This window comes from Chitinophaga sp. LS1 (genome assembly GCF_034274695.1).
In the GTDB taxonomy this organism is placed as follows: Bacteria; Bacteroidota; Bacteroidia; order Chitinophagales; family Chitinophagaceae; genus Chitinophaga.
The window spans coordinates 8,066,586-8,091,988 of the sequence record NZ_CP128362.1; the positions used below are offsets into that span (position 1 = coordinate 8,066,586).

Annotated in this window: 14 protein-coding genes; 12 read left to right on the forward strand and 2 right to left on the reverse strand. The window is 44.9% G+C overall.

Features of this window, described 5'->3' with window-relative positions; all coding sequences use genetic code 11:
- The first annotated feature begins 6 nt into the window (after nt 1-6).
- From QQL36_RS33085 to QQL36_RS33130, 10 genes are all read left to right on the forward strand, one after another.
- Nucleotides 7-4,326 carry a hypothetical protein gene (locus QQL36_RS33085; RefSeq protein ID WP_321568191.1) on the forward strand — a complete coding sequence of 1,440 codons (4,320 nt, stop codon included), beginning with the start codon at nt 7-9 and terminating at the stop codon, nt 4,324-4,326.
- A 10-nt stretch (nt 4,327-4,336) separates the two neighbouring features.
- Complete coding sequence (locus tag QQL36_RS33090) at nt 4,337-10,615, forward strand: hypothetical protein (RefSeq protein WP_321568192.1); 6,279 nt, start codon at nt 4,337-4,339, stop codon at nt 10,613-10,615.
- A gap of 3 nt (nt 10,616-10,618) precedes the next feature.
- On the forward strand, nt 10,619-12,073 hold the full coding sequence (locus QQL36_RS33095; RefSeq protein WP_321568193.1) for a contractile injection system tape measure protein: 1,455 nt from the start codon (nt 10,619-10,621) through the stop codon (nt 12,071-12,073).
- On the forward strand, nt 12,064-13,251 hold the full coding sequence (locus QQL36_RS33100; RefSeq protein ID WP_321568194.1) for a hypothetical protein: 1,188 nt from the start codon (nt 12,064-12,066) through the stop codon (nt 13,249-13,251). Before QQL36_RS33095 ends, QQL36_RS33100 begins: the two co-directional genes overlap by 10 nt.
- Nucleotides 13,251-17,336, forward strand: a complete 4,086-nt coding sequence (locus QQL36_RS33105; RefSeq protein ID WP_321568195.1) for an eCIS core domain-containing protein — start codon at nt 13,251-13,253, stop codon at nt 17,334-17,336. The genes QQL36_RS33100 and QQL36_RS33105 overlap by 1 nt, the downstream gene beginning before the upstream one ends.
- An 11-nt stretch (nt 17,337-17,347) precedes the next feature.
- Nucleotides 17,348-17,770 carry an SMI1/KNR4 family protein gene (locus QQL36_RS33110; RefSeq protein ID WP_179091045.1) on the forward strand — a complete coding sequence of 141 codons (423 nt, stop codon included), beginning with the start codon at nt 17,348-17,350 and terminating at the stop codon, nt 17,768-17,770.
- Nucleotides 17,770-18,537 (forward strand): ParA family protein, encoded by a 768-nt coding sequence (locus QQL36_RS33115; RefSeq protein WP_083722100.1) that lies wholly within the window; start codon nt 17,770-17,772, stop codon nt 18,535-18,537. Before QQL36_RS33110 ends, QQL36_RS33115 begins: the two co-directional genes overlap by 1 nt.
- Nucleotides 18,538-18,547: 10 nt before the next feature.
- Nucleotides 18,548-18,799, forward strand: coding sequence for a hypothetical protein (locus tag QQL36_RS33120; protein ID WP_083722101.1), 252 nt, complete (start codon nt 18,548-18,550; stop codon nt 18,797-18,799).
- A gap of 18 nt (nt 18,800-18,817) precedes the next feature.
- Complete coding sequence (locus QQL36_RS33125) at nt 18,818-20,134, forward strand: ATP-binding protein (protein ID WP_321568196.1); 1,317 nt, start codon at nt 18,818-18,820, stop codon at nt 20,132-20,134.
- Nucleotides 20,135-20,238: 104 nt separating this feature from the next.
- On the forward strand, nt 20,239-21,192 hold the full coding sequence (locus QQL36_RS33130) for a DUF3829 domain-containing protein (protein ID WP_179091046.1): 954 nt from the start codon (nt 20,239-20,241) through the stop codon (nt 21,190-21,192).
- A 96-nt stretch (nt 21,193-21,288) separates the two neighbouring features.
- Here QQL36_RS33130 and QQL36_RS33135 read toward each other — a convergent pair whose 3' ends face one another.
- Complete coding sequence (locus QQL36_RS33135) at nt 21,289-22,704, reverse strand: RtcB family protein (protein WP_321568197.1); 1,416 nt, start codon at nt 22,702-22,704, stop codon at nt 21,289-21,291.
- A 185-nt stretch (nt 22,705-22,889) separates the two neighbouring features.
- On the opposite strand from QQL36_RS33135, the gene QQL36_RS33140 reads away from it, so the two are divergent.
- Both QQL36_RS33140 and QQL36_RS33145 read left to right on the forward strand, forming a co-directional pair.
- Nucleotides 22,890-23,240, forward strand: a complete 351-nt coding sequence (locus QQL36_RS33140) for a DUF6799 domain-containing protein (protein ID WP_321568198.1) — start codon at nt 22,890-22,892, stop codon at nt 23,238-23,240.
- Between the two features lie 583 nt (nt 23,241-23,823).
- The gene (locus tag QQL36_RS33145) at nt 23,824-24,462 is read left to right on the forward strand and encodes a class I SAM-dependent methyltransferase (RefSeq protein ID WP_083722106.1); all 639 of its coding nucleotides are present in this window, start codon (nt 23,824-23,826) and stop codon (nt 24,460-24,462) included.
- 123 nt (nt 24,463-24,585) lie between these two features.
- On the opposite strand, the gene QQL36_RS33150 is transcribed toward QQL36_RS33145, so the two are convergent.
- Nucleotides 24,586-25,386 (reverse strand): FkbM family methyltransferase, encoded by an 801-nt coding sequence (locus QQL36_RS33150; RefSeq protein ID WP_083722107.1) that lies wholly within the window; start codon nt 25,384-25,386, stop codon nt 24,586-24,588.
- Nucleotides 25,387-25,403 lie beyond the last annotated feature (17 nt).

Consider the following 25,403-nt stretch of genomic DNA (forward strand, 5'->3'; position numbering starts at 1 on the left):
ATAACTATGGAATGCATTCATCTGCTACATCCATTTCAACATGATCCCGGCACCAGCCAGCATCAACGTGTACTGGACGATCTATTGTCCAGCACTACACAGATTGATGGCAGGCAGTTGTCCGATCTGCTGGATTATTTCGTACAGTTGTCCCGGCACGTAAACTATTACGATGCCCAGGGCGATGTACTGATCAATGCCGGCGACTGGCAGGCTTTTTTCAGAAATAGTACGCCCTTTACGCTGAGTGCGATCAATAAATACAACCTGCCTGGTAAGAAAGAAAAACTGGACGGGTATTATTATCTCTTTGGTAAGAAACCCTCTGCCAGAGGACTACAACTACTTTTACAATACACGTGGTATTATACCATCAGTCGTGTAGATACCTGGTACCAGCAGGTAAAAGATAACGGATTGACATTGGAGCCGCTATTGCTACATGTGATCAAAGATAAACTGCACAATAGCCTGGTAGAATTTATTGCGCTGGATAATGCGGCCGCTTCCCTGTTTGCCATTAAAAGAATTGATTTTCGTCCTTACTATGAAAGTGACTATTGGGATCTGGAAATAGACGATCTGTATGGGGTATCATCATTGACCAGTATCACTGATATTGCCGCTGCTGTGGTGAATGTATTCAATAGCTGTGAGCAGGTGATAGATAGTATCAGCACTGCAGCTGCGGCTGATATTGAGAATAGCTTATTGCCATTAAAAGCAGTGTTGCAACAGCAGCACACACCACACCTGGGCTTGTTGTTTGCTTTCCTGAAGTTGTTCCATTATTTACAGGATGATTTGAATAGTTTTGCGAAGAAACACCTTGACTTCTTTTATCAACAGGTATTACAACTAAAACCACGACCAGCACAACCTGACCAGGTGCATATACTTGTAGATATTCAGCAGCAGCTGGAGCAATACAGGTTGCAAGCCGGATTGCTGGTAAAAGATGGGAAAGACAATAACAAAGCAGAGGTACTCTTTTCGCTGGACAATGAGCTGGTGGCTAATAAAGCGCAGGTCGCAGATGTACGTACCCTCTTTGTGAGCAATGGCGTGTATATGGCGCCGAATGCACTGTTTGCTGATGGCGTGTCGAAGGGTACACCAGATAGCTGGCCTACTATGGGCAGTCATTTTAGTAAATACATTGACCCTGAACAGAAATTTACTTACCCATATCCACATGCAAGGTTAGGGTTCATATTAGCTTCTCCTGTGTTGCTGCTGAATGAGGGAAAGCGTACGATTACAATAAAATTAGCTTGTACTTTAACAGATGCTACGGATCTATACAGCACTGTAGCAGGGTTGATTCAACAGACTTACTATTATATCAGCAAGCCTCTTATCGGGCAGGCGGTAAAACGGGGTATCAGCTCCGCACTGGAAGCCAACCTATTTACCTTCCTGCTGGAAAAACCTACCCAAACGCTGTGTTATAACCCACAGTTGAAATACAACTACGATGCACTGATCACCAAAGCGGAATTTGACGGTCTGAATACCGGTGATACACTGAAAGATATTTTCCCGCCACAGAAGGCGCTGAATGTATCTTTCAGTGGAAAAGACAAATGGCTGGATGCAGATGATCTGAGCATTACACTCGATCCGGCATTGAATGGGGATCAGTTTTCTATTACCATCAATGCTATACTACAACCTGCCAGTCCTGCCATCGCCTTTTACGACAAGGACAAGTTAAAAGAAGACTTTAACACCACACAACCAGTAGTAAAGGTATTGCTGAATGACCTGATCGCCATGCGGCTACCAGGGAGTAAGCAGTCTGAAAATAACTGTTGTTTGTCGGTGCCGCCCACAACGGATGATGTAGAGGTATCGCTGTATTATTTCTTCAAGCATGTTATTTTAAAAGATAACAATATTGATGTGACCGTATGTGGGTTGAAGAATTTCATTGTGCAGAATGACGATAGTCCGATGGACATCAATGGAATTATCTATCCATTCAGTTCAAGGCCACGGTTGGGTTCACATTTTATTTTGAGTTCCAAAGAGATCTTTAATAAGAACTGGACAGCCATTAACTTAAGGCTGAACTGGAAAGATAAACCGGCTAGCCTGGAAACTTATTATCATGGGTATGAAGATCTGACTACCACCCCTATTATCAACACAGCAGATTTTAATGAAAATAATTTTCTCTTCTCTGCGGATTTCCTGGATCATGGTAGCTGGAGGGCGTATAATGCTTCCAAAAAACTATTTAGCAGCGACACGCCGGGTGATAAATTCTGTGGCAATGATGGACCTTTGTACTTCTTCAATTTCAAGAGGAGCAACTTTACCGGTGTCAATGCCTATAAAAGGAATGATGACCTCAGTTATACAGATGCAGTTTATACCAATGCGGCACAGGATGGATTTCTACGCCTGACATTGGCTTCTGCCAAAAACCTGGATTTCCAGCATTCCCGGTATTCTTATGTATTGACCAGGCAGATGCTGGCACTGGGTAAATACCCTGAAATATATGTAGGACCTGTTTATGATGGCATTTCTCCAAGTGGCACCTCTACGGCACAGGTATTGACCTTTGATGAGGTATTTGACGCTGTAAAGCACTCTTATGAGCTAACAACGAACATTCGTAACAGAGCAGATCAGCTGATCGATAAACTGTGGACGAAATATCCGGATACACCCAATACGCCTATCGATTTCTCTGATGGGGAATATAAACTGGCATTAGGTGATCCACCTCCTGCGGGGAAGCTACCTTTTCCACCTGCTGCTTTCCCTTTGTATCCGAATGGTGTACCTGACAATGCACCGCTGTGGGATGGATACAATCTAAAGCGCATGATCGACTATGAAGAAGATCAGATCTTAAAACCTACGTATGATAAGATCGTAAAGTTGCAGAATATTCGGGTAGTGATCCCTAATGAGCCGTATACGCCACAGATCAAAGGGATCTCGCTGGATTATACTGCTACTGCGACGATCAAAGATATTGACCTGATACATCTGCATCCATATACAGGCACGTATCAGCCGGTGAGTAACACATCCAGTCCTACGCTGTTTCCGTTATTCACTGATGAAGGAAATTTATTCATCGGCCTGAAAGACCTTCAGCCGGGCAATAACCTGAGTGTATTGTTCCAGCTGGCAGAAGCTACCGCCGATTCTGAAGCCGAACGGCAGACCGTGCAATGGTACTACCTGGACAACAACCAGTGGAAGCCTTTGCGTACAGGGTTTGAAGTGCTGGATGATGCAACTGACGGACTGACCACATCCGGCATCATCCAGTTCTCCCTGCCGGCTAATATGACGAACGAAAACACCATTTTGCCTTCCGGACTGCACTGGATCAAAGCGGCTATTCCATTCAACAGCAGGTCAGTGGCAGAGACTATTGGTATTCATACACAGGCGGTGAGGGTAACGTTTACAAACGATACCGCCAATGATAAAATGCGACTGGCCACACCACTGGATGGCAACCAGATCTCCAAACTGAAAGATGCGGATGCAAAAGTGAAGAAGATCTCCCAGCCTTATCCTTCTTTTGGTGGCAGTGTACCGGAAGAACAGGGTCAGTATTATGTAAGGGTGAGTGAGTTGCTGCGTCACAAAGGAAGAGCTATTCAGAAGTTCGACTATGAGCGGATTGTACTCGATGCTTTTCCACAGGTATTCAAAGTAAAATGCATCAATCATAGTCATGCACTGGATGCCGCAGCATTTACCAACGACTTCCCGATGGCACCGGGGCATGTGCTGGTAGCGGTAATTCCTGATCTGAACAAGCTAAAGGCATCGCAGGCTTTTGAGCCTAAAGCACCATTGAGCCTGTTGGAGAAAATACAGGAAAGTCTGCAAAAGGTATCCTCACCTTTTGTAAAGCTAAAGGTGATGAATCCCAGGTATGAAAAGGTGAATGCCTGTATACAGGTGAAGCTCTATCCCGGAAAAGACAAAGGTTATTATAAAGATAAACTGGCTGCCGACCTGCGGGAATTCCTGGCACCATGGGCGGTAGGTGTGTATGATAAACTCAGCTTTGGACAGTGTATATATAGATCAGATATTGTCTATTTCCTTGAAACAAGAGATTATGTAGATTATGTACAGGACCTGCGGCTATGGCATGCAGGGGATCCTAATGGTACTGATGTCACGAATGTGTGCCCCATTACCCCACGTAGTATTCTCATAGCCGGCGATGTGGAAGTAAACATCCCGGATGATGAAGATGAAAACTGGGACCGCGAATTTACCTGCGGTAATCAGCCTACGCCTGTTATGCAATATTGTGAAGATTCCGTAACCCCCAAATAAGTAAGCCCCCATGGCAGATGTTTTAAACGATACGACAGTCATCAGTAAGCAAAATGCCGGCTTCCCGGACTACCTGGATTTTACAAGGTTGAGATCGGAAGGGATCGGTTACCTCGCACAATTATCCGGTAAGATCTGGACGGATCATAACGTACATGATCCAGGTATTACTATACTGGAAACACTTTGCTATGCATTGCTGGATTTGGGTTATCGTACCAATCTGCCAGCGGTAGATCTGTTTACACCGGCGCCCGGCAGTGGTGCTAAGGATAGTAACTTTTTTACCCCTGCGCAGATATTAGGTTGTAATCCTTTGACTATACTGGATTACAGGAAGATGCTGGTAGATATTGATGGTGTGAGAAATGCGTGGCTGGAGGTAGTAGATGATTTGAATGTACAGCAGTTTTGTGGGAATTACAATGATGAACGAAATGCAAGGGTATCGCTGAATGGGCTTTACAATGTATATATAGAACTGGAAGAAAACGTAGTGGAAGAAAACGTACTTGCGGCGGTAAAAAAGAGTCTGCTGGCACATCGTAACTTCTGTGAGGACTTCCTGAAGATCTATATTTTATGCCGTCAGCCGCTGGGTGTGACTGCGGATATAGAATTGGGGAATGGTGCTGATCCTGAAAAGACGTACCTGGACCTGATGCAACGGTTACAGCAGTTCTTCTCTCCTGCTCCGCAATTTTATACATTGCCTCAGTTGCTGGACAAAGGTGTTTCTATGGATAAAGCATTTGCAGGCAGACCTTATAATGTGACCAGTAGTCATGGTTTTGTGGATACTACGGAGTTTGAACAAATTATTTTAAGAAAAGAGATCCATACTTCAGATGTATACAATGTATTGTTGTCTACAACTGGTATCAGCCGGTTACAATCCCTGAGAATAAAATTCTGTGATCGTGATGCGGATGAGCGCTGGAAGATATTCCTGCCTGAGAATCATATCCCCTTGTTAAACCCGGCTTGTTGTGCGTTCAGGTTTACAAGAAATGGGATACCTGTAGCATTTGATTTTTCGAAGTACAATGATCTGTTGTTAGTAAATTTCAGGTATACGGGTAAGATCACCTATCAGAAAGAGCAGTTGGATGCAGCGATTCCTACAGGGGTATATAGAAAAGATCTGGCAGATTATTATTCTATTCAAAATGATTTTCCACGGGTGTATGGTATTGCCAAAGGAGGGCTTTCAGCAAGTGCACCAGCCATGCGTAAGGCGCAGGCTTTGCAGTTAAAGGGGTACCTGTTATTCTTTGACCAGTTGCTGGCGAACTACCTGACCCAGCTGCAGCATATACGTACGCTGTTTTCTATGTCTGCTCCGGAAGAGCAGCATACCTATTTTATCAATGGGCTGGATAGTGTGCCAGACCTGGATAAATTACAACGATTTAGTGATGGGTCATTGGGAAATACAGGTGATACCTTGTGTTATCCCATTGATAGATCTGTTATTGATACAGCCGATCTGCAGACGATTGATATTGGCCAGCTGACACCGGCTACTTTTGAAACAACGGCTGACAATGCGATTGCGATTGCGCAACTGGAAGATGATTTGCGGAATAATAATGCCACTATTCATGTCATTACACAAAAAGATGGTTGTTGCTTTTACTACATCACCAGTTCTGCAACTGATTTTGTATTGATCAGTAAACGTTATTATCCGGATGCAACATCTGCTAATAATGCAGCGACAGCATTGCTGTACATGGGTACATTTGATAGTAACTACAATGCATTTTTATATGCGGCGAATACCCGGTATTCATTTGAAATCAGTTTTAACCTGAGTAATTATTCGGCGTATCTGCAACAGATAGCTGAGGATGAGAATCAATATGCGGCGCGGAGACAAGGTTTCCTGGATCATTTGTTGTCAAGATTTGCCGAGCAGTTTACGGATTATGCGCTTTTATCCTATGGGCAGGAGCAGGACCAGGTTCAGGCGAAGGAAAACTTCTTAGGTAATTATAGCGAACTCAGTGCAGACAGAGGTACTGGTTATGATTACAGCCAGGTAATAGATATTTCTGGTTTTGAACAACGTTTTCTTGCGTTAGCGGGTATAACTGATCATGCCCGGCATACGTTGTGCAACTTTGAGGTGGTACAGTATGCAGAACAATACCTGTTCACATTGCCTGTTGGTGAAAATGATTATTTCCGTAGTACACTGAAATATGATACAAGGGCGGAAGCGCAGGAAGCTGCAAAATCCTTGTTGACACAGCTGGGAGATCAGCAAAACTATTCTACTGAATACCTGGCCCATGAACAGGCTTATGTGATCAGGGCGAACAACGCGATTTTCTCTGTGAAGCAGCCTTCGGCAGAAACAGCGAATACGGTTATTAATGGATTACAGAGATTATATACTACAGACATCGCCTCTGATGATGTGTATATCTACACATATCGCTACAATGCTATATTAAAAGACAGTGCCGGGAATAAGGTGAGGATCTTTATTGCCCCTTCGCCGGAAGAACACCAGGCACATACGGTGGCGGTGCAGGAGATCAGCAAAATCAATGATAACACTTTTTGGGAGGATACAGAGGCCGCATCTGTGCCTATCGGTATATTGGCATTTGATGAAAAGCAGGCGACGACTTTTATTGATACAGAGGCTTTCAAGATTGGAGATAATGATATCATTGATAAGCCGGATAAGATGTCTTATACATTGGTAGAGAAGAAAGGGAACCGTTTCAAATTCACCCCGCTTGCGGAGTTTGACAATAAGGAGCAGGTGACTGTGCATGCGTTTAGGTTGCTCGTGCTGATGCTGGATACGGCGAATTATTCTATTGCGCAAGAAACGGATGGAGATAAGTACCTGTTGTCAGTAAAAGATGGTGAAACGCCCATGGCTGTATGTGCGATGGAGACTAATTCAGCAGCAGCGGCTCAGGCATTGCAGGATAAGATCTGGCGGATTGTGAATGAGTTCAGGTATGATATGAGTATCAACCAGGCTCCTGATACATGGAAGTTTAATTATACGATTGGCTATCACCCTTCTCAAAAATATACTTTCATTAGCGAGCAGGCATATGATACACAGCCAGCTGCGTTGGAGGCTGCCAGGAAGTTTACAGCTGCGCTGTCTCAATATAAGCTTAATGGGGGTGCTTTAACAGCAAATAAGATCAGTAGTAGGTTAGCTGAGGTACGTGCAGGTGCGGCGGCTGATCGGTCAGCAGCCGTGAGTGCAGGTACGGTTGGGTCAGCAGAGGTGGCCAGTGATGCACCAAATGAGATGGCGGGTGATGCGCCGACTGAGGTATCAGGTGAGGTGCGGGCCGATAGTAGTATCAATTCATTGTTGAATATCCGTAAGCATATTGACAGTTTACGCAGTGCTACAGATACGAAGGCCTATGATGAGTATGTGCAGGTAGATGAGATCAGTCAGTGTGGGCAATATGTGTACAGACTGGTGGATAAGGATCATCCTGTAGCTGTGTATAATGGGATTATCGATGCACGTAAACAGGTGATTCCGGATTACCTCGAAATTTACCCTGGAGGGGATATCGTAGTACAGGATGGAAAATTATTCTATTACCAGATAAAGTCTGTGAATCGCAATGCGCCTGACAAAGAGTTAGTATTATACAGAAGTTTGACTGGTTACAGTAGTCAGGAGGAGGCATTGCAGGCATTTAAGACTGATTACCTGCAGGTTTTACAAGGTCGTATTGTTGCTACGCCGGGGATGGATGCAGAAGCAGCGGCGAAATTAGCGAGTACCTACCCTATTAAACAATTATTCAAAAGAGCGGATTGTGATGAGTTCTATCGACGTTTTTATCCTTGCGATCCCAATCCATGTGCTGATATAAAATCTCAATGTTGTTTTACAGAGCCGGATGAAGCAGTTTATTATTTCTCATTAGGCGACTGGCAGAGTGTGGAGTATTATAGTGATCCGGCAGCGGCGATGCAAGGGTTTAGGTTTTTCCTTATTCTCTTGCAGTATGCAGGTAACTATACCAATACCTGTGATTGTAATGGTGTGACCCGTACTTACCTGAGAGAGGTACTGGCAGAAAGTACAACCCGTTTTCTTACGCCTGATGATGCATGGGGAGAACAAGGGGTACAATTGTTTATTAATACAGGAGAATTTCAGCGGTATAGTCATTCATGTGCGTACAGCTTCTTTATGGGGAGTGCGGACCAACTGATTATACATCCCTGTGAATATGATGATGTAGCCAAAAGAGATGCGGCAAAAATTGCTTTATACAATCAATATAAAAAACTGGCAGCAAAGAAGTCTTTTGTTACCAGCGATGAGAATGGCAACAGTATTCTCAAAGATAATAACGGTGTACCATTTGCTACAGTACTACAGGGGCGTGTCTGCAATTGGGTGGATGTGATTGAGGCCTTGCAAAATGAAAAAAATATTATAGCGAGTACAAAGCAAAATGATTATTACCTCACCAATGGGAATCAGCAACGACTGTTGACGGCTTATGCGGCTGTCAATGCCATTTCATTTGATACCTGGAAGCAGCAATTACTGGCTGTATTCCAGTATTATAATAGCCTGATCAGGTTGGGTGAGGACAAACAATACTATATCAACATTCCTTTCTTACAGGATAATAACAATGCTGATTATTCACTGAGCAGTGATGTATGTGACCGATGGCTGATCAATAATGGGTTTGCTACTTACAGGGATGCGGTACAAAAGTTATTGAACATACTGGCGATGCTGGGTGATTATGAAAACTATCGCGGTAGTTTTGATTGTAGTTGCGGACCATATGGGGTGACATTTTATGCACCGAGGTATAGCTGTGGATGTAGTACTCCGGATGGACAACCTAATCAGCAAGCTGTCGGTTTGACTGCGGCAGATGGACAACCTAATCAGCAAATGGTAGGTTTGACTGCCGCGGGTGAAATGCTTGCCTGGAATCCTCAATTGTATACCACTTCTGAGATGGCTTGTGAGGCGGTGAAGAGAGCACAGAAATTGATCAATAGGGAGGGGCTACATGTAGTAGAACATATTCTGCTTCGACCTCATTGTGAAAATAATTGCGGGTGTTATTTGTTACCGCATCAGGCGGAGCTGTTCCGTCAGTGTGATTTTCCTGATCTGGTGGCAGGGTATGACCCTTATTCGTTTATTGCTACCGTTGTATTACCTGCATGGCCGGAGAGGTTTAGAAAGGATGGTAACAGGCAGGTGATTGAAAATATGCTGCAAAGGGAAGCGCCTGCGCATGTATTGCTACGTATTACCTGGTTGATGCCGAAAGAATTCTGTCAGTTTGAAAGTTATTATAAGCAATGGATCAGGTGGATGGCGAAGAAAACAGTGTGTAATGGGCCGTTTGATTTTGACGGGTTCTTACAGGTGTTGACGAGGGATGTGGAGACACAGGATTTTCAGGAGCAGGTGAATGAGTTGTTTGATTGGAAGACGTCTTGTGAAGAGCAGGGGCCTGTGATAACGGTGGCGGCTGAGGGCAAGGTTGCAGTGGAGAGTACGGCTAAGGCGGTAAGTGCAGTTACGACTTCCGATAAGGCTGTCACTGAAGCAGCAACGAAACCAAAAATCGAAGATAAAACAAAGCCTGTACCCGAAGCAGCAACGAAACCAGTAATCGAGGATGAAACAAAGCCTGTATCCGAAGCAGCAACGAAACCAGTAACCGAAGATAAAACGAAGCCTGTATCCGAAGCAGCAACGAAACCAGTAACCGAGGATGAAACGAAGCCTGTACCCGAAGCAATAACAAAACCAGTAGCTATCGCTGAACCGAAATCTGTAGGTCAGACCACCCCACTTGCCTACATTGACGCAAGCAATAAAGCCAGAATTGTCAATGGCCGTCTCAATGCCCGCAAGAAAGCCATCAAAGAACTGGCTGCCGACATTAAAGACAAACAACTCGCTGGCATGATCACCACCTTCTCCGAAGCTGCTGACCCCTCCTTAATACAATACCAGCAGGTAGTTGACAAAATTATAGCCGACTGGCCCAGTGGCAAAAAGAAGATCCTGAATAAAAAACAGGCCACTTCTCTCCTCAGCCTACTCACCGGTAACTATCTGGATAAATACACTTTCGGTGGCAAAGACATCAGTGGGCTCACTGCTGCCAAACCTATCCTGGACCAAATCAAAACCAAAATGTCACTGGCAGACATCTATAGAGAATGGAATGCTGCTACAGTGAAAAAATACGAACCTTCATTAGACATGACCCAGATTGAAAATCTCTTTAAATAATACATGGCAGCGGAACAACTCCATATGATCCGCAGACAGGTGCTGGCTTTGAAATTTCCAAAGTCAGCACCTGCTTTCGAATGGCAGCACGAGATGAGCAGGTATTACCACCATCATCTGGTGCCGCTGTTAGAAAAAGCTTGCAATGAACTTTGTGTCGAAGGCGAAGTAATACAACTGGATAGTGTTACCATTGACCTGGGTATCCTCCGGATCAAAGACATGAAGGCAGGCAAAAGCGAAGAAATAATCTATGCACTCCTGCTGGAACAACTGCGAAAGCACATTCCCACCGCATTGCGTATTTCGGCAAAAGCAGGTAATACCATCCGCCTGTCTGTAGCCCGGCAGTGGCTCTTTTACATGCAAAAAGGTTACCTCCCATGGAATACATTAAGGGCAGACTCCGTTTGGTACAATTATGTACTGGAAGCATTTGCTACTGACTTCCATATGGTCACGCTACTCAGAGAGCAGTTATTGCATGATCCTGTCGTATTACAGCGAGTGATCACTGATCACCCAGTTCCTTTTCTGATTCAATTAGTGGAAATATTGACTGCCACCAGTCAGGCGAATATACTAACCGTATTTCATGAACTGGCTACGCTCAAAGCTTTTTCAAAAAGTGAAAGCCCGTCCCGTTTCCTCCCATCATCATCTTTTTCCATTCCAGTTGTTATGAGTCATCAGCTCTGGAAACTGGTATTTAAGATGGCGGCCGGTCCCCATGGGAAAAACCTTTCCACATCCCAGGTAGCAGCGGCTTACATACAGCAGGAGCAAATGGCAATGGAAATTTCTATAGCGGAATTAAGTGAAGAGGTAATAAACGTACTACCGGTATGCTTTCCCTTATTAAAGGAGATGTCTGTTTCAAATGTAATTCATCCGGTTGCTTCCAATTCACAAAATAACGCAATCAGTATTGAACATGAAGATGACGCCATCCCATCCGATGGCATCTTCCTCATCAACACCGGACTTGTCCTGCTCAATCCCTTCCTTTCCACCTTCTTCAAAAAACTAGGCCTGTTAAAAAATAACGCCTTTGCTGATATCACCGCACACGAAAAAGCATTGTACCTGCTGCATTACCTCGCTACAGGTGAAACCGAAACCCCAGAACATGCCTTAGTAGTGCCCAAGTTACTCTGCGCATGGCCATTAGGTAAAAACCTTGCACAGGAAATTGTATTGACACCCGGGGAGTGTGAAGAAGCAGACAACCTGCTGGAAGTCGTGATCGAACACTGGGAAAAGCTACAAAATACATCTGTCGATGCATTGAGAGGTAGCTTTCTGCAACGCAACGGAAAGATCTTTACCCTCAATGAACAAACATATATCCAGGTTGAACAACAACCCCTAGATATCCTTTTAGATTACTTGCCATGGAGTATCAGTCATATCCGGCTGCCATGGATGAAAAATATTTTAAGAGTTGAATGGCGATGAAAAAATACAACCAATGTAAGAAACCTTCCCCTGTCACAGAGGAAACTCCTTTTTTCGGATCACAATCTGAAAGCAGTTTCTTCACGCCCACTATTCAACGCAGCCCGCTCAGTGAAAGCGTCAAAAACAGCTGGGGATTCGATGGCAATAAAGGAAACATCTTCAATATACTCAGAACCAAATGCCCCTGTAAAGACCCGGACCTGGATCAATACATCGGCAGTATCTTCCCCATTATCAGCGACGATTGGTGGCTGGCTACAACCATCATGCAATATGGTCCCGAGCCCTTATGGCCACATGAGCTACTGGTGGAACGTAATAAACGATCCAGGGAAAACAACTGGGGATCAGAACCAGGAAATATCGAAGCCAGTATGGGCAAGGAAGGCAAGATCAAAGCTTACTATTTTCCCGGTACCAGCGATCGTCGTGCGATGATCATTGGTGGTGTACATGGCAGTGAGCGGGGTGGTGTGGAAGTAGTGAATCATCTGCTGGAAATCATGCGGGGTCCGATGGCACAAATGCCATATTATTCTGTGATCATTGTACCCAGCCTCTTCCCTGACAATGTCGCTATTGGCAGCAGAGAAACGCCAGTAAAAGGCGCCGTTGACCCTAACCGACAATTCCCAAAAGTGGGGAGCAATGCCGATTTCAATGCTGATAAAAACTGTACGGTAGACAGTACCGGGAAAAGATGTGTTGAAGATAACAACCTCGTATTAATGGACCTGGTAGACCGCTTCAAACCTGAGCGCCTGGCCAGTGTACATGGTCATAGCAATTTAGACGAATCGACCATGAATGAACTGGGTGGTCCAAGTATCACCACCGATCCAAGACCTGGCAATGAAGCAGCTGATGAAGCACTGGCACTTGAGATGGCGAAAAAAGCAAATGACCTGAAGGTAAGAGTACCCGCCAATAAACTGGGTAAAAAGGATCAACATGTTCGTTACCCCAACAAAACAGCCAAGCGCTCTACTGAGGGTGTCACCTTTGGCAACTGGGGTTCGCATGCCACTCCTACCCGACCAGCGATGAATATGATATTGATTGAAACCTATGGTAATGCCACCAGCAAAGGCAACAAAACCAGACAGGCAGAACTGGAATCATTAGCAAGTGTGCTGCATGATATATTCCTGGCGCCTCCGAAGGAAACTAAATAATGGAAAAAGCTACCCCAACATCCGTCGCGACTTCCGCGAAAACAAACACCCCCTTTTTTGGAAAAGAAGGTGGGGAGGATTTTTTTTCGGGGACTGATTTTTTTGCTGATGTGCAAAGGTGTGCGTGTGATGAGCAGGAGGAAGAGATTCAAAGGTGTGCGTGCGACGAACAGGAGGAAGAAATTCATACTAAAACAGAAGAACAAAAACCAGATCCTGCACCTACACCCCCACCACCTGCAGCGCCTACGGAAACGGTAAAAGAATCGGAAGAAGAGGAGGAAGACCCGGAATCAAAGGAAGAAGTTCAAAAGAAACCCATCTTTGAAACCGAAGCGCCCAATGATATACAACGCAGTTGCCGGGAATGTGAAGAAGGGGAAGTAGTATACCGCCACCCAGCTACAAACATCCAGCTATTGGATGATGTAAAACCTGATGGCAGCCGTGATTCTATCATCACCGCGGCCAGAACTATGCTGGATAAAATCCAGGCCAAAAACAACGATGGCAGTGGCAAAAGAGTCGGTGCCCAATACCTTTTAGAGATCTTTCACCTCGCCGCCCCCGGGGTATGGGATGACACCACCATCGAAAACATCGGCGGTCAGCTTCCCTCCTGGTGTGGTATCTTCGCCGTTTGGGCACATAAAAAAGCAGGCAAAAACATAGGTGACTGGCAAATGGGTAAAGGTGTCTCAGCCTTCCATACCCTTACCCAAACCACTGCTCCTCAACCCGGTGATATCGGTTACATAGACCAACCCTACCAGCACCACTGCATAGTGGTAAAAGTAGAAGGCGACACCGTTTACAGCATCGATGGTAACAGCGGCCTTTTCAGTGAAGTAAAAGAAAATGTCAAACCACTCTCTAACTATTCCGGCTTTTTTACAGCCTTTGCGACCAGCACGAGCAGTGTGGTTCAAACCAAACTCACCGTTGGCCAGCCCGATGACATATACGAAAAAGAAGCTGACAGTGTCGCCACCCAGGTCATTCAGCGTATGGCAACTCCTATTATCCAGCGCTCCATTGCTCCTGTAAAGATCCAGCGTAAGCCCATCTTCGAAAGCAACAGCCCTGAACACCTGCAAAGGAAATGTGCCGCCTGCGAACAAAAAGAAAAGATGTTGCAAAAGAAAGGTGGCCCATCAGCAGCACCGCCTTCTGTAGAATCTACACTTGCAGGAAGCAAAGGCAGTGGTAGTCCGCTTCCTTCACACATACAACAAAGTATGGGTAGTGCTATGGGCGCAGACTTCAGTGGTATCCGAATTCATACGGACAGCAGCGCTGTGCAGATGAACAAAGACCTGCATGCACAGGCCTTTACCCATGGCAATCACATTTACTTCAACAGTGGTAAATACAACACGGCGCATAGCAGCGGTCAGCACCTGCTGGCGCATGAGCTCACACATACCATTCAACAAGGCGCTGCGGGTAAAGCCATCAACCTGCTCACGGCAGAAGAACAAACTTCTCACGCCAATGATGTATATGATGCACTGGATGGCTGGACCTCCAGCAATGACAGCGCCATCATCTTATCCAAATTCCAGGGACTGAGCGCGAATGATGTGGATGCTATCCTGAACGCCGTAGCCGCCAGGGCAGAAGAAAACGTACTATATGTGTATGACTGGCTCAGTGCTGACTGTGTTACTTCTGACTGGAAAGCATTGCTCCGCATCTTCATACAGGTACAATCTACCCAGATCACTGAGCTCATAGCAAAAGAGGTTTTGAATCGTCTGAATGGATACACCTCTGATGACGACAGCAAAGAGATCAGGGAACTGCTTACGGGGCCTACCGGTGGTACGATGGACAACATTCTCGGGGAGATGGAGACACAGGGGGAATACCTTCCTGATGACATGGCTGTCTTCCTCTTTGGAGATTTACAGGATATGGATGCGCACAACCTGTCGCTCGCCTTCTTTGGCAGTGGCAGTGTAAAAGCCCTGGAATACGCCACTCACTGGTATGCCCATAAGATTAAAAACCTTATTTCAGGCTGGACCAGCATGGCAGACAGCAACTCTATATTACTCAACTTCCGCCGGTTGCCTAATCACATGGCGCGAGTGGCAGTATATGCCAAACTTGGGGAACTCACACAGGCCGAATGGAATGAAACCGCGGCCTTCTCTCTCATGGACGATATGCAGCAGGGAGATTACAATACCTTACGCAGTGAATTACTCCCCGAACTGCCTGTGTATAGTATTGAAAGAAACTTCCTCCGGCAGGCATGGGATTTTATCACTGATGTAGGTGATTACCTGATTGGTTTTGTAGAATATGTAGTTTGTGGAGTAGCTGGTGTCATCGCGGGTATTTTTGATGCCATTGCAAGCATTGTAAGTGGCATAGTTGACCTCGCGGCAGGTATTGTACACTTCTGTGGCTGGTTACTTTTTAAAGCCAGCGGCGGGGCTATATGCAGGGAATCTGCTGATAAGGTACACGACTTCGTGGCTTCTATTGGTCAGGCTTTTAATGCGCCCGGTGAAATGATTTCCAGGATGTGGGAAGAAACAAAACTGGAAGCTTCCCTGATCGAAGGTCCATTTGAAGAATGTCAGCTCGCGATCTTCTGGGTGAGAAAGGTGACTAACTTTGTGGTGAACATAGTCTTACTCATTGTTGCTGGCTATGGTGCCGTCAAAGCGGCGCTTGAAGCCATCGAAACCATCAAGACCATCAGCACATTCGGCGAGTTTCTCACAAAAGTGGGCGAGGTACCTATCCGTTTACTGCGCAGCATGCGGCAATTGCCAGCCAGCCTTGCCAGCGGTGCAGCCAGGATCGTGAGTACGATCCGTAATATTGATGAAATCATTTCGGCAGTCCGAACCACGATAGGTTTTATCCGACTCGCAGTTGCTGATGAAAACTTCTTTACAAACTTACGAGCTGCAGGTACTGAACTGGCCAGGGAACGACTCGCCGCAGAAAGGGAGTTCTGGCGCAGGCGCCGTGAGATATGGCGAGGTGCTACTGATGCGCAGGAAACACGCCTGGGAGGTATTGAAAACGCCACTGATGATGCGATTGCCACAGCCGATACAAACCGTCAGGCTGCCGAAGCGCAGATACTAGAAGCAGAAGCGGAAGCCAATACTACCAGAACTGCCGCCAATGCGACTGAAACTGAAGTAAGAACAGGGCAACCTACCGATGAACCTAACAGACCTGTTACTCCTGATGTTCCGAATCCGGAAGCACTGGCATGGGAACAGAGCCTGAGTCCTGAAACCCGTGCCATGCTCGATGCCGATCCTGAACTCCGCAGGATGTGGCACAACATGGATCCTGATGTACGTCGTGCACTTACCTATTGTAATTCCCCCTGTATCCCGGTCAATATTTCTCCACAGAACCTGACCAAGGTACATAACCTCATCACCAGGCTCAACCTGTCTTCTGATGACCGTGCACTCAGGGAATACCTGCATATGTTCAGAGACAACCAGACAGATCTTGCCAACGCCATCGACGCACTCAATGGTGTCACCAATGGAACAGAGCTGCAGCAATTCATGGACAACCGCCTCATTTCAGCGATACAGGCCAGGGCAGGTGTAACATTGCGCAGGGGTGTTGGCGGATTGTGGGAATATACCCGGGCTGATGGCGTAGTGATCCGTGAATTTGAATTCAATACCCACGGGTTCCTGACTGACAACAGGGGTACGAACAACTTCTTCCAGTCACACCACGGTATACAAGATGCCTGGGCAAGGGAACGCTTTGCAGGTATGGGGGTTTATGGCAGGGATGACGCTCCGGCTTTGTTACTGAGAACACGTAACTTCGCCGACGGCGCCCGTGGTACCCCACATGGATTGATCAATGACCTGCAGGGCGCCAGAAGAGCAACGGTCGCTACCCGTACCTTTGCAGAAGAAAGAGCCTTCCTGGTAAGTGATATGAATGCAATAGGCATACCTGCCGGCGTGCAGGGGCCTTACCTCGCAGAAGTGGATGCCTACTTTGGAAGGATCTACAATACACTCAGAACAACTTTAACCAACGATCAGCTAACTGCTATCTTTGGCACATGGACCCCATAAAAAAAGATCTTATGAGTACAATTATTGGTCCCGACTGGGATAAACAAAACCCGGCTACGGAGCAAGATATACAATCGCTGGAAGCTGCTTTCGGGGCAATACCGGAAGACTACAAAGCCTTGTTATTACAATCCAACGGCAGTAGTCTGCGTGGTAAGAAGACACCATTCATCATCTATTCCGTTTCTGAAGTACTGGCATTATTCAGAGAGAAAGATCTGTATAAATTCATTCCGCAATCCCTTGTTTTTGGTGGGGATGGTGGGGGTACTATTTATTGTTTTGACCTGCGCCCGGGAAAGGAACAGGCTGTATTTTTCATCAGGGAAGAAGATGCCGGTTATGAGCCGAATGCATACAATTATGTAGTGTTTAATGGCACGACACTTACTGACACCATTCAGCGCATTGTCAACAATGAAAAGCTCAACTAATGCCTATCATTTCCATAGCCATCCAAAAGGGAGGCGCTGGCAAGACCACTACCTCCATTAATCTTGGTGCCGCACTGGCAAGAGCCGGGAAGAAAGTGCTGCTGGTAGATGCCGATCCACAGGCCAACCTCTCCCAATCACTGGGTGTGCCGCCGGAGCCGGCGCAAAACCTGTATACTGAATTGAAGCGGGAAATGACAGGAGAAGGCAGCCAGATCAGGGATGCGATTATCAACATCAAAGAAGGACTGGACCTTGTTCCATCGTCTATTGAACTGGCAGGTGCAGAGCTGGAACTGGTGAGTGTATATGGCAGAGAACAGGTACTTAGCTGGCTCTTACAACCTGTAGCAGCTGATTATGATTTTATTCTCATTGATTGTCCTCATGCTGTAGGAATGCTCACTGTGAATGCGCTGGCTTGTAGTGACTATGTGCTCATTCCTCTGCCGGCAGAGTTTCTGCCATTGAAAGGGGCATATAGTTTTATGCAGCACTTTCAGACGATCAGAAAAAAGCTGAACCCCAAACTCAATCTGCTGGGCATGGTCCTCACCAGATTTGACGAGCGGAAAACAATGAATCAACAAGTCAGACAGGAACTGACTGATAAATACAATGGTCAGGTATTCGGCACTGTCATTCGTACCAATATGCAACTGGCCAAAGCACAGGAAGCAGGTAAAGATATTTTCAGCTATGACCCACAGGCCAATGGTGCAAAAGATTACGCCAGACTGGCAACGGAACTACTTAGTAAATTATAAATGACTCCATATGCCCCGTTCAATTCGCCTTCGCCCCCAGGAACAGGCTACACAATCCGGTTTCTTTCAAAAAAAGGAGGACCCCTCTTTTTTTAAAGTCAATGAACCGGATGATAAACATGAAAAAGAAGCAGATGCTGTAGCGGACAATACCATTCAGCGACTCGCTACTCCTGAAGATAAACAGGAGCCGGCTACCAACGAAGGCCGGATGAAACAGGACAAAGATATTCAACGCTGTCCCTGTGAAGAATCTGAATAACATTTTACAATAAAAAACATGCAGGTATTACAGGCGTACGCCAAAGTTTTGTCAGGATTAATCAGTCATCGCATGCAAACGCCTGAAGCTGATCTGGTCATTAACGTTCCAATTGATATGGATCAGGAGGATCCATTCCTACAATTTATCAAAGCACATTCATTAACTACCTATGAACAGTTATTACTCTTCATGGCCCTCATCCCCCATTTACAACCCGACTACTTCGATACCGAAATACAGAAATATCTTCCGGGCAAAGGCGACTTTCCACAAATAGGCGGTACCCGCAGTAAACAAAGCAGGGGCTTTCTGCCCACAGGAGAAACAGCACTGTTCTTACTAGGTGGCAATGACTGGGGTACACGTATTGAAATACAACAGATCTTCTGGCCAGATCACTTCTTCAGCCGTTCAAAAGTACTCTGGCTGGAAGAGATGCCGGGGGGTGAACCCACGATGAGCGGACGATTGCTTTTATCGCAGGATCATATCAACATCTTTACACATGGCAAACCAGTACCCCCACATTTCAGTAGTAGCTTTCCTGCCAAACCAGTAACGACCGAATTAACATGGGATGACCTGGTCATCAGCAATGACCTGAGATCACAGATTGATGAGCTGATAAGCTGGGTCAACCTCAATGCGAAGCTGATGAACAGATGGGATATGGAAAAACGCCTGCGCAAAGGATACAGAGCCCTCTTCTATGGACCACCGGGTACAGGAAAAACATTCACAGCAGGATTGTTAGGGAAGTATACAGGCAAGGACGTGTATAAAATAGACCTCTCTATGATTGTGTCTAAATACATCGGTGAAACAGAAAAGAATTTAGAATTATTATTCAGTCGTGCTGAAGACAAAGGATGGATTTTATTCTTTGATGAAGCAGATGCACTCTTTGGAAAACGCACCAATGTGCGGGATGCGCATGACAAATACGCCAACCAGGAGGTGTCTTATTTATTACAACGTATTGAAGACTATAATGGACTGATCATTCTCGCTACCAATATGAAGAATAATATAGACGATGCATTTATACGTCGTTTCAATGCGATCTTAAAATTTACTTTCCCCGATGCCAATGAGCGGGCTTTGATATGGCGCAGAACTTTTCCATCTAAATCTACATTTATAGGCGGGGATATTCCTGATATGGTTAAACGATATGAACTGGCAGGAGGCAGTATCCTGAATGTAGTGCACTATGCCTGTCTGAAGGCAATAGAGAAACATACGGATGATAAGGAAGAACTGGAAATTTATGTCAATGATGTACTGGACGGCATCAAGCGGGAATTTGTAAAAGAAGGCAAGCCCTTCTGATAATGAAAAATTATATATATTTGCCCACTGTTTGTGAAAGAGGACAATATACCACATTAACTACCAGTACTTTATTGAATTTGTTTAACCAAAAATACCCTTACATGAGAACATTTATCTGTTCATTCCTTGTCATTGCTATGTTCGTTAGTAGCACATCCTGTAACAATACCAGCGGCAAGAAACCCGGCGCTTCCGAATACAGCGAAAACTCAGCTGAATCAGCCAGCCACATTATTGAATACACGAACCTGATCGTTGATATGTCGAACAAACATAACAGCTACCTGGAAGATGTTGTAAACAATACCACCAAGCTGGAAGAAGCACTGAAGCATCCTAATGACCACTATCGTTTTATCACGATCAATAAGCCATTCTCTGCACCGGATTTCCATCAATTCAATCAGAAAGTCAAAATCGACGAACCTGTAAAAGAACTTAGTTCTCCCGACAAAAAGTTCTTCAAAGACAGCATTACGAAGTACCAGGGGCTTTTTGCCACTATGCAGGCGACTAACAACCGTATGCACGAGTACATCACTGCAGAAGATTACAAAGACGATAAAGGTTCGAAAGGATACGCTATCATCGATACGCTCCGTGGCCAGATCGCTCAATTATATAGTCTGAAAAGCGCTATTGTAAAGAAAGTTGAAGTAGTAGCTGACGCAAGCGAACAAATTATTCTGAAGGATAGTCCGCTGAAAGAATACATCATCGCGATGAAGAAGGATATGGGCAATATCCGTTCCTTCATCGATCTGCTGGGTAGTGAGGAAAAATATGCTGGTATCGAAGCGAAAGCCAAAGCCCAGTATGATTCACTGGAAAAAGCACAGGCTGAACATGCACAGATCAATATCGACAATGCGAAGAAAGCAAACGAAGATCATAGCTTTAATACTTTCTACGATGATTTCCATAAACTACTGCTGAATGCCAGAAAACGCATGCGTGATGCTGGTGAAAAGGGTCACTTTGAGAGTTATGACCTGGAATCACTGGATAGCGATTACGATTCACTGGTAAGAGATTATAATAATTTCAATAGTTAAGAAATAAAAACATTCATGAAAGAGGGAATTCACCAGCGAAGATGAAGACCATTTTCAGATAAAACGGGCTTGCCTCACACGGCAAGCCCGTTTTATTTAGTCTTCTCTACTTCCATCATCCGCCATTCTCACAATTCGAGGCGAGAACTTCGCCACCACATCCACCAACGCTTCCTGTGCCGCCATCACTGTATGGATGTCCTTATACGCCATTGGCGCTTCGTCCAGACCTGCACCGATCAATGTCACATTGTTAGCTGCCAGTACCGCTACCATATCTACTTTCGAAATCTCTTTTTCCGCTCTGGTACGGCTCAATTGTCTACCCGCACCGTGAGATGCTGAGTTAATCGCCGCTTCTTCTCCCTTACCACGTACCAGGAATCCAGGCGTCGCCATAGAACCAGGAATGATACCCATCACACCTTTACCTGCGGGCGTTGCACCCTTTCTATGCACGATTACTTCTTCACCATTCAATTGTTCCTTCCACGCAAAGTTATGGTGGTTCTCCACGGTTGCCAGCAACTGGCCACCTACCAGGGCTGCAACTTTACGGTGTATTACCTCGTGACATGCTGCCGCATAATCACCGGCCAGGTTCATCGCCATCCAGTATTCCTGACCTTCTGCCGTATTCATATCCAACCATGCCAGGTTAGCTGCTTCTTTTGGCAGTTTACACAGGTCCTTGGCCAGTCTGGTATAATAACCGGCTACTGTCGCACCAAAACCACGGGAACCGGAGTGTGATAACAGCGCCAGGTATTTACCTGCATTTATATTCAGCGCTTCGTCTCTCTGCGCAAATTCAATCACACCAAATTCCACGAAGTGGTTACCGCCACCTGATGTTCCCAGTTGTGACCAGGCTTTATCTTTCAGTTGTTTTACAAACGGTGTCATATTAAATGCATCGTTATCCAGTACGGCGTGTTCTGCACGATATTTACCGTGGAAACTTTGTCCTGCACCAAATTTTGTTTCATCCAGCAGGATCTTTTTCAACTTCGTTTCATCCATGGCAGTATCCGGAATATCATAGATGGACAGCGCCATTCTACATCCGATATCTACACCTACACCATAAGGGATCACAGCGCCTTTGGCAGCTAATACACCGCCGATTGGCAGGCCATAGCCCTGATGTGCATCGGGCATCAATGCACCCCCCACCGTTACCGGCAGCCGCATAGCGAAATCCATTTGTTTGATGGCACCCGGATCGATGGCTGCTTCGCCATAGATCTTATAATCAGCTGCTTTATCGTTGAGGGATATAGTGGTATCTAGAGGGGCGGAAGCTTCTTCAATCATTTTAGTCGCAAGGTCTTCCAACACCGGATGGTCCAGGTACATTTCTGGTGCTGATCGCAGGTTACTCATCAATGCAATAAGGCTTGCATGGTCCATATCGCTTAAATGCGCTTCGATTACGGCCAGCGCTTCACCTACTATTTTACCTTGTTTAAAACCTGCTGCAATTAGATCAGCTCCATTAATCTTGTTCATACATTGATCAATTTAGTATAATTGAATTGATGATACAAATATTCAAACCGATGTGCGCAAGGTTAGTGCGTAGTTGAAAAAAACTTTCTGGCACCATACGTGTATATATCCTTATAGAAAACCTTTATATATATACAGCTGAGACAGCTGTAGTTTCAAACCTGTAATCTCAAAAAAAATTAACAATGAAAAAACTACTTATTTTGTCCGCCTCTCTGCTGTTAATAACAGCCAGTGCTACATTTGCACAAACTCCCATGACTGATACTGCCATGCATCAACATAATGGTATGCACAAGATGAAAGACTGTGTAGCCATGAAAGGAGGCAAAATGTGGGTAATGAAAGGTGGTCAGAAGTCAGAAATGACAAAGACCATGACCATGACTGATGGTACGATGGTAATGGCAGACGGTACTGTTAAAAATAAAGATGGTAAAACGTGGATGCTGAAAGATGGGGAGATGATAGATATGAATGGTAAAGTAATGATGAAGGATAAAATGAAAAAGGCCAAATCAGACGGTATGAAATAGTACCATGATAGTTAAAAGGAAAGGGCAGCCACTACCGCTGCCCTTTTTTCTTTTCTTTTATTGATTAGTCGATGAACAACTGTGTAACTGCGGCTGCATCTTTCGCCCATACCGTAGTATAGGCTTCATCAGATGCCTTCTTCATCTAAAGGTTGATGTGTAAAAGGGCGTTTTAATGTGGGTATGTATAGGGCCTGTTGGCGTAAGGAAACTTTCAACAATGCTTTTAGCTGTTCCATGCTGATTTGTATTAAAAAGAAAGGTCCGGAATTTTGTAACTGTTATCAGATTAGAAGTAAGTTACAATTGACCAGGACCAAATATCTAACGATACAAAGATATCACCACAAGTGCGCAATTTTTCTGCGCAGACAGAATTAATCTTACCAAAGGTAATAAATAATTTTATTTATTATATATAATATTTTGAAAGGTGAGTATAAAGTTGTCTATCTCCTAATCAATTATTTTTCTTATATTGCTTAAAACAGTATTAAGACACAAGACACAATAGCCTGGACAATCAGCACATTTTCTCCTGTTTTCCCACTACCTCCATGTACCTTATTTAAACCCATCAACTATGAGTAAACTTTATGTACAGTATGGCTGTGGCATGTCATCACCACAGGGCTGGAAGAACTTTGACGCCTCCCCCACGCTCCGTCTGCAGCAATTACCTCTTATAGGGAATTTGCTTAAACAACGCATGCATATTGCTTTCCCCGACAATGTGCTACAAGGGGACATCATCAGAGGTTTACCTGGCATCGCCGACAACTCTGCTGATGGTGCATATTGTTCGCACGTGTTGGAACACCTTACGTACGAAGATTTCCTCATTGCTGTGCGCAACACCTACCGGATACTGAAACCCGGCGGTATCTTCCGCTGTGTAGTACCCGACCTGGAAAAAGCAGCCCGCGAATATGTGGAAGACCTTACGAATCATGACCAGGAGGCCAACGCAAAATTCCTGCAAAAAACACGGTTAGGAAAAACGCATCGTCGCAGGGGTATTAAAGGACTGTTGCAAAATACATATGGCAACAGTGACCACCTGTTTATGTGGGACACTTTATCGTTATCCAATGAACTGTACAGGGCAGGCTTCAGTTATGTACGTCCTGCCACATTTAATGATAGTGAAGATGAGATGTTTAAACTTGTGGAAAGTGAAGGACGGTTTAACAATGCTGTTGCACTTGAAGCGCGTAAATGAAAATAAAAGAGCGTGCATCAAAAGTAAGATACACGCTCTATTCATTCGGATACCTGATGGAGCCAGGTTTCCATGTATGTTGTTCTAAGGAGGTTCATTTATTTTTCATACATCCTGATCCCATTACTTCAGTATAGCTACGATATTCTGAAATGCAAATATTTCAAATGCGGCTACATTATAATGTCCCAATGGCATCAAACCATCAGGCAGCATGCGATAAAATGAATAATCAGGCAGCAGGTCAATAAAGTCTTTAAAGAAAGTGCGGGATATTACATTCATTTCGTTGAACTCAATCTGGATCACTTTTACCTTTCTTCCTTGTATTGTATGCATTGCACCCCTCAGCACATTCAGCTCATGACCCTCTGTATCTATCTTTAACAACGCTACTTCGCTGATATTGCGCTCTGCGACAAATTCATCAATGGTGGTAATATCAATCGGTAATTCTTCTGCCTCACTGTCTCTGAAACCAGTGATCACCTCCTTGTACATACTGGCATGTTCAGAACCACCATTGCCAGCATAGTCGTAGATGACGGCCTGTGACACTTTGTCTCCCGCACCACGCTTTACAGGTATAAAATGATGCGTGGCAGCTGCATCCTGCAATTTGTTGAAAGCCTTTGGATGTGGTTCAAATGCATATATTGGCAGACTTACATTTTGCCTGCGCAACATGATGGAGTAGTGACCCACATTTGCCCCTATATCGAGTATAGCTCCGTTATCAAAATAATGATACTTCTTCATGTATTTTACAAAGGCCTCTTCTCCACTTACACGATCATTTTCATGATTCATGATTCCAATTCCCCGCATACTTAACTTATACATCAGCAAATTGAAACGATACAATGCTTTTCGTGCAAATACAAAAACATACAGATCTTTAAATATTGTTGATACAGGATTCATTGAGGTTTTATTTTACA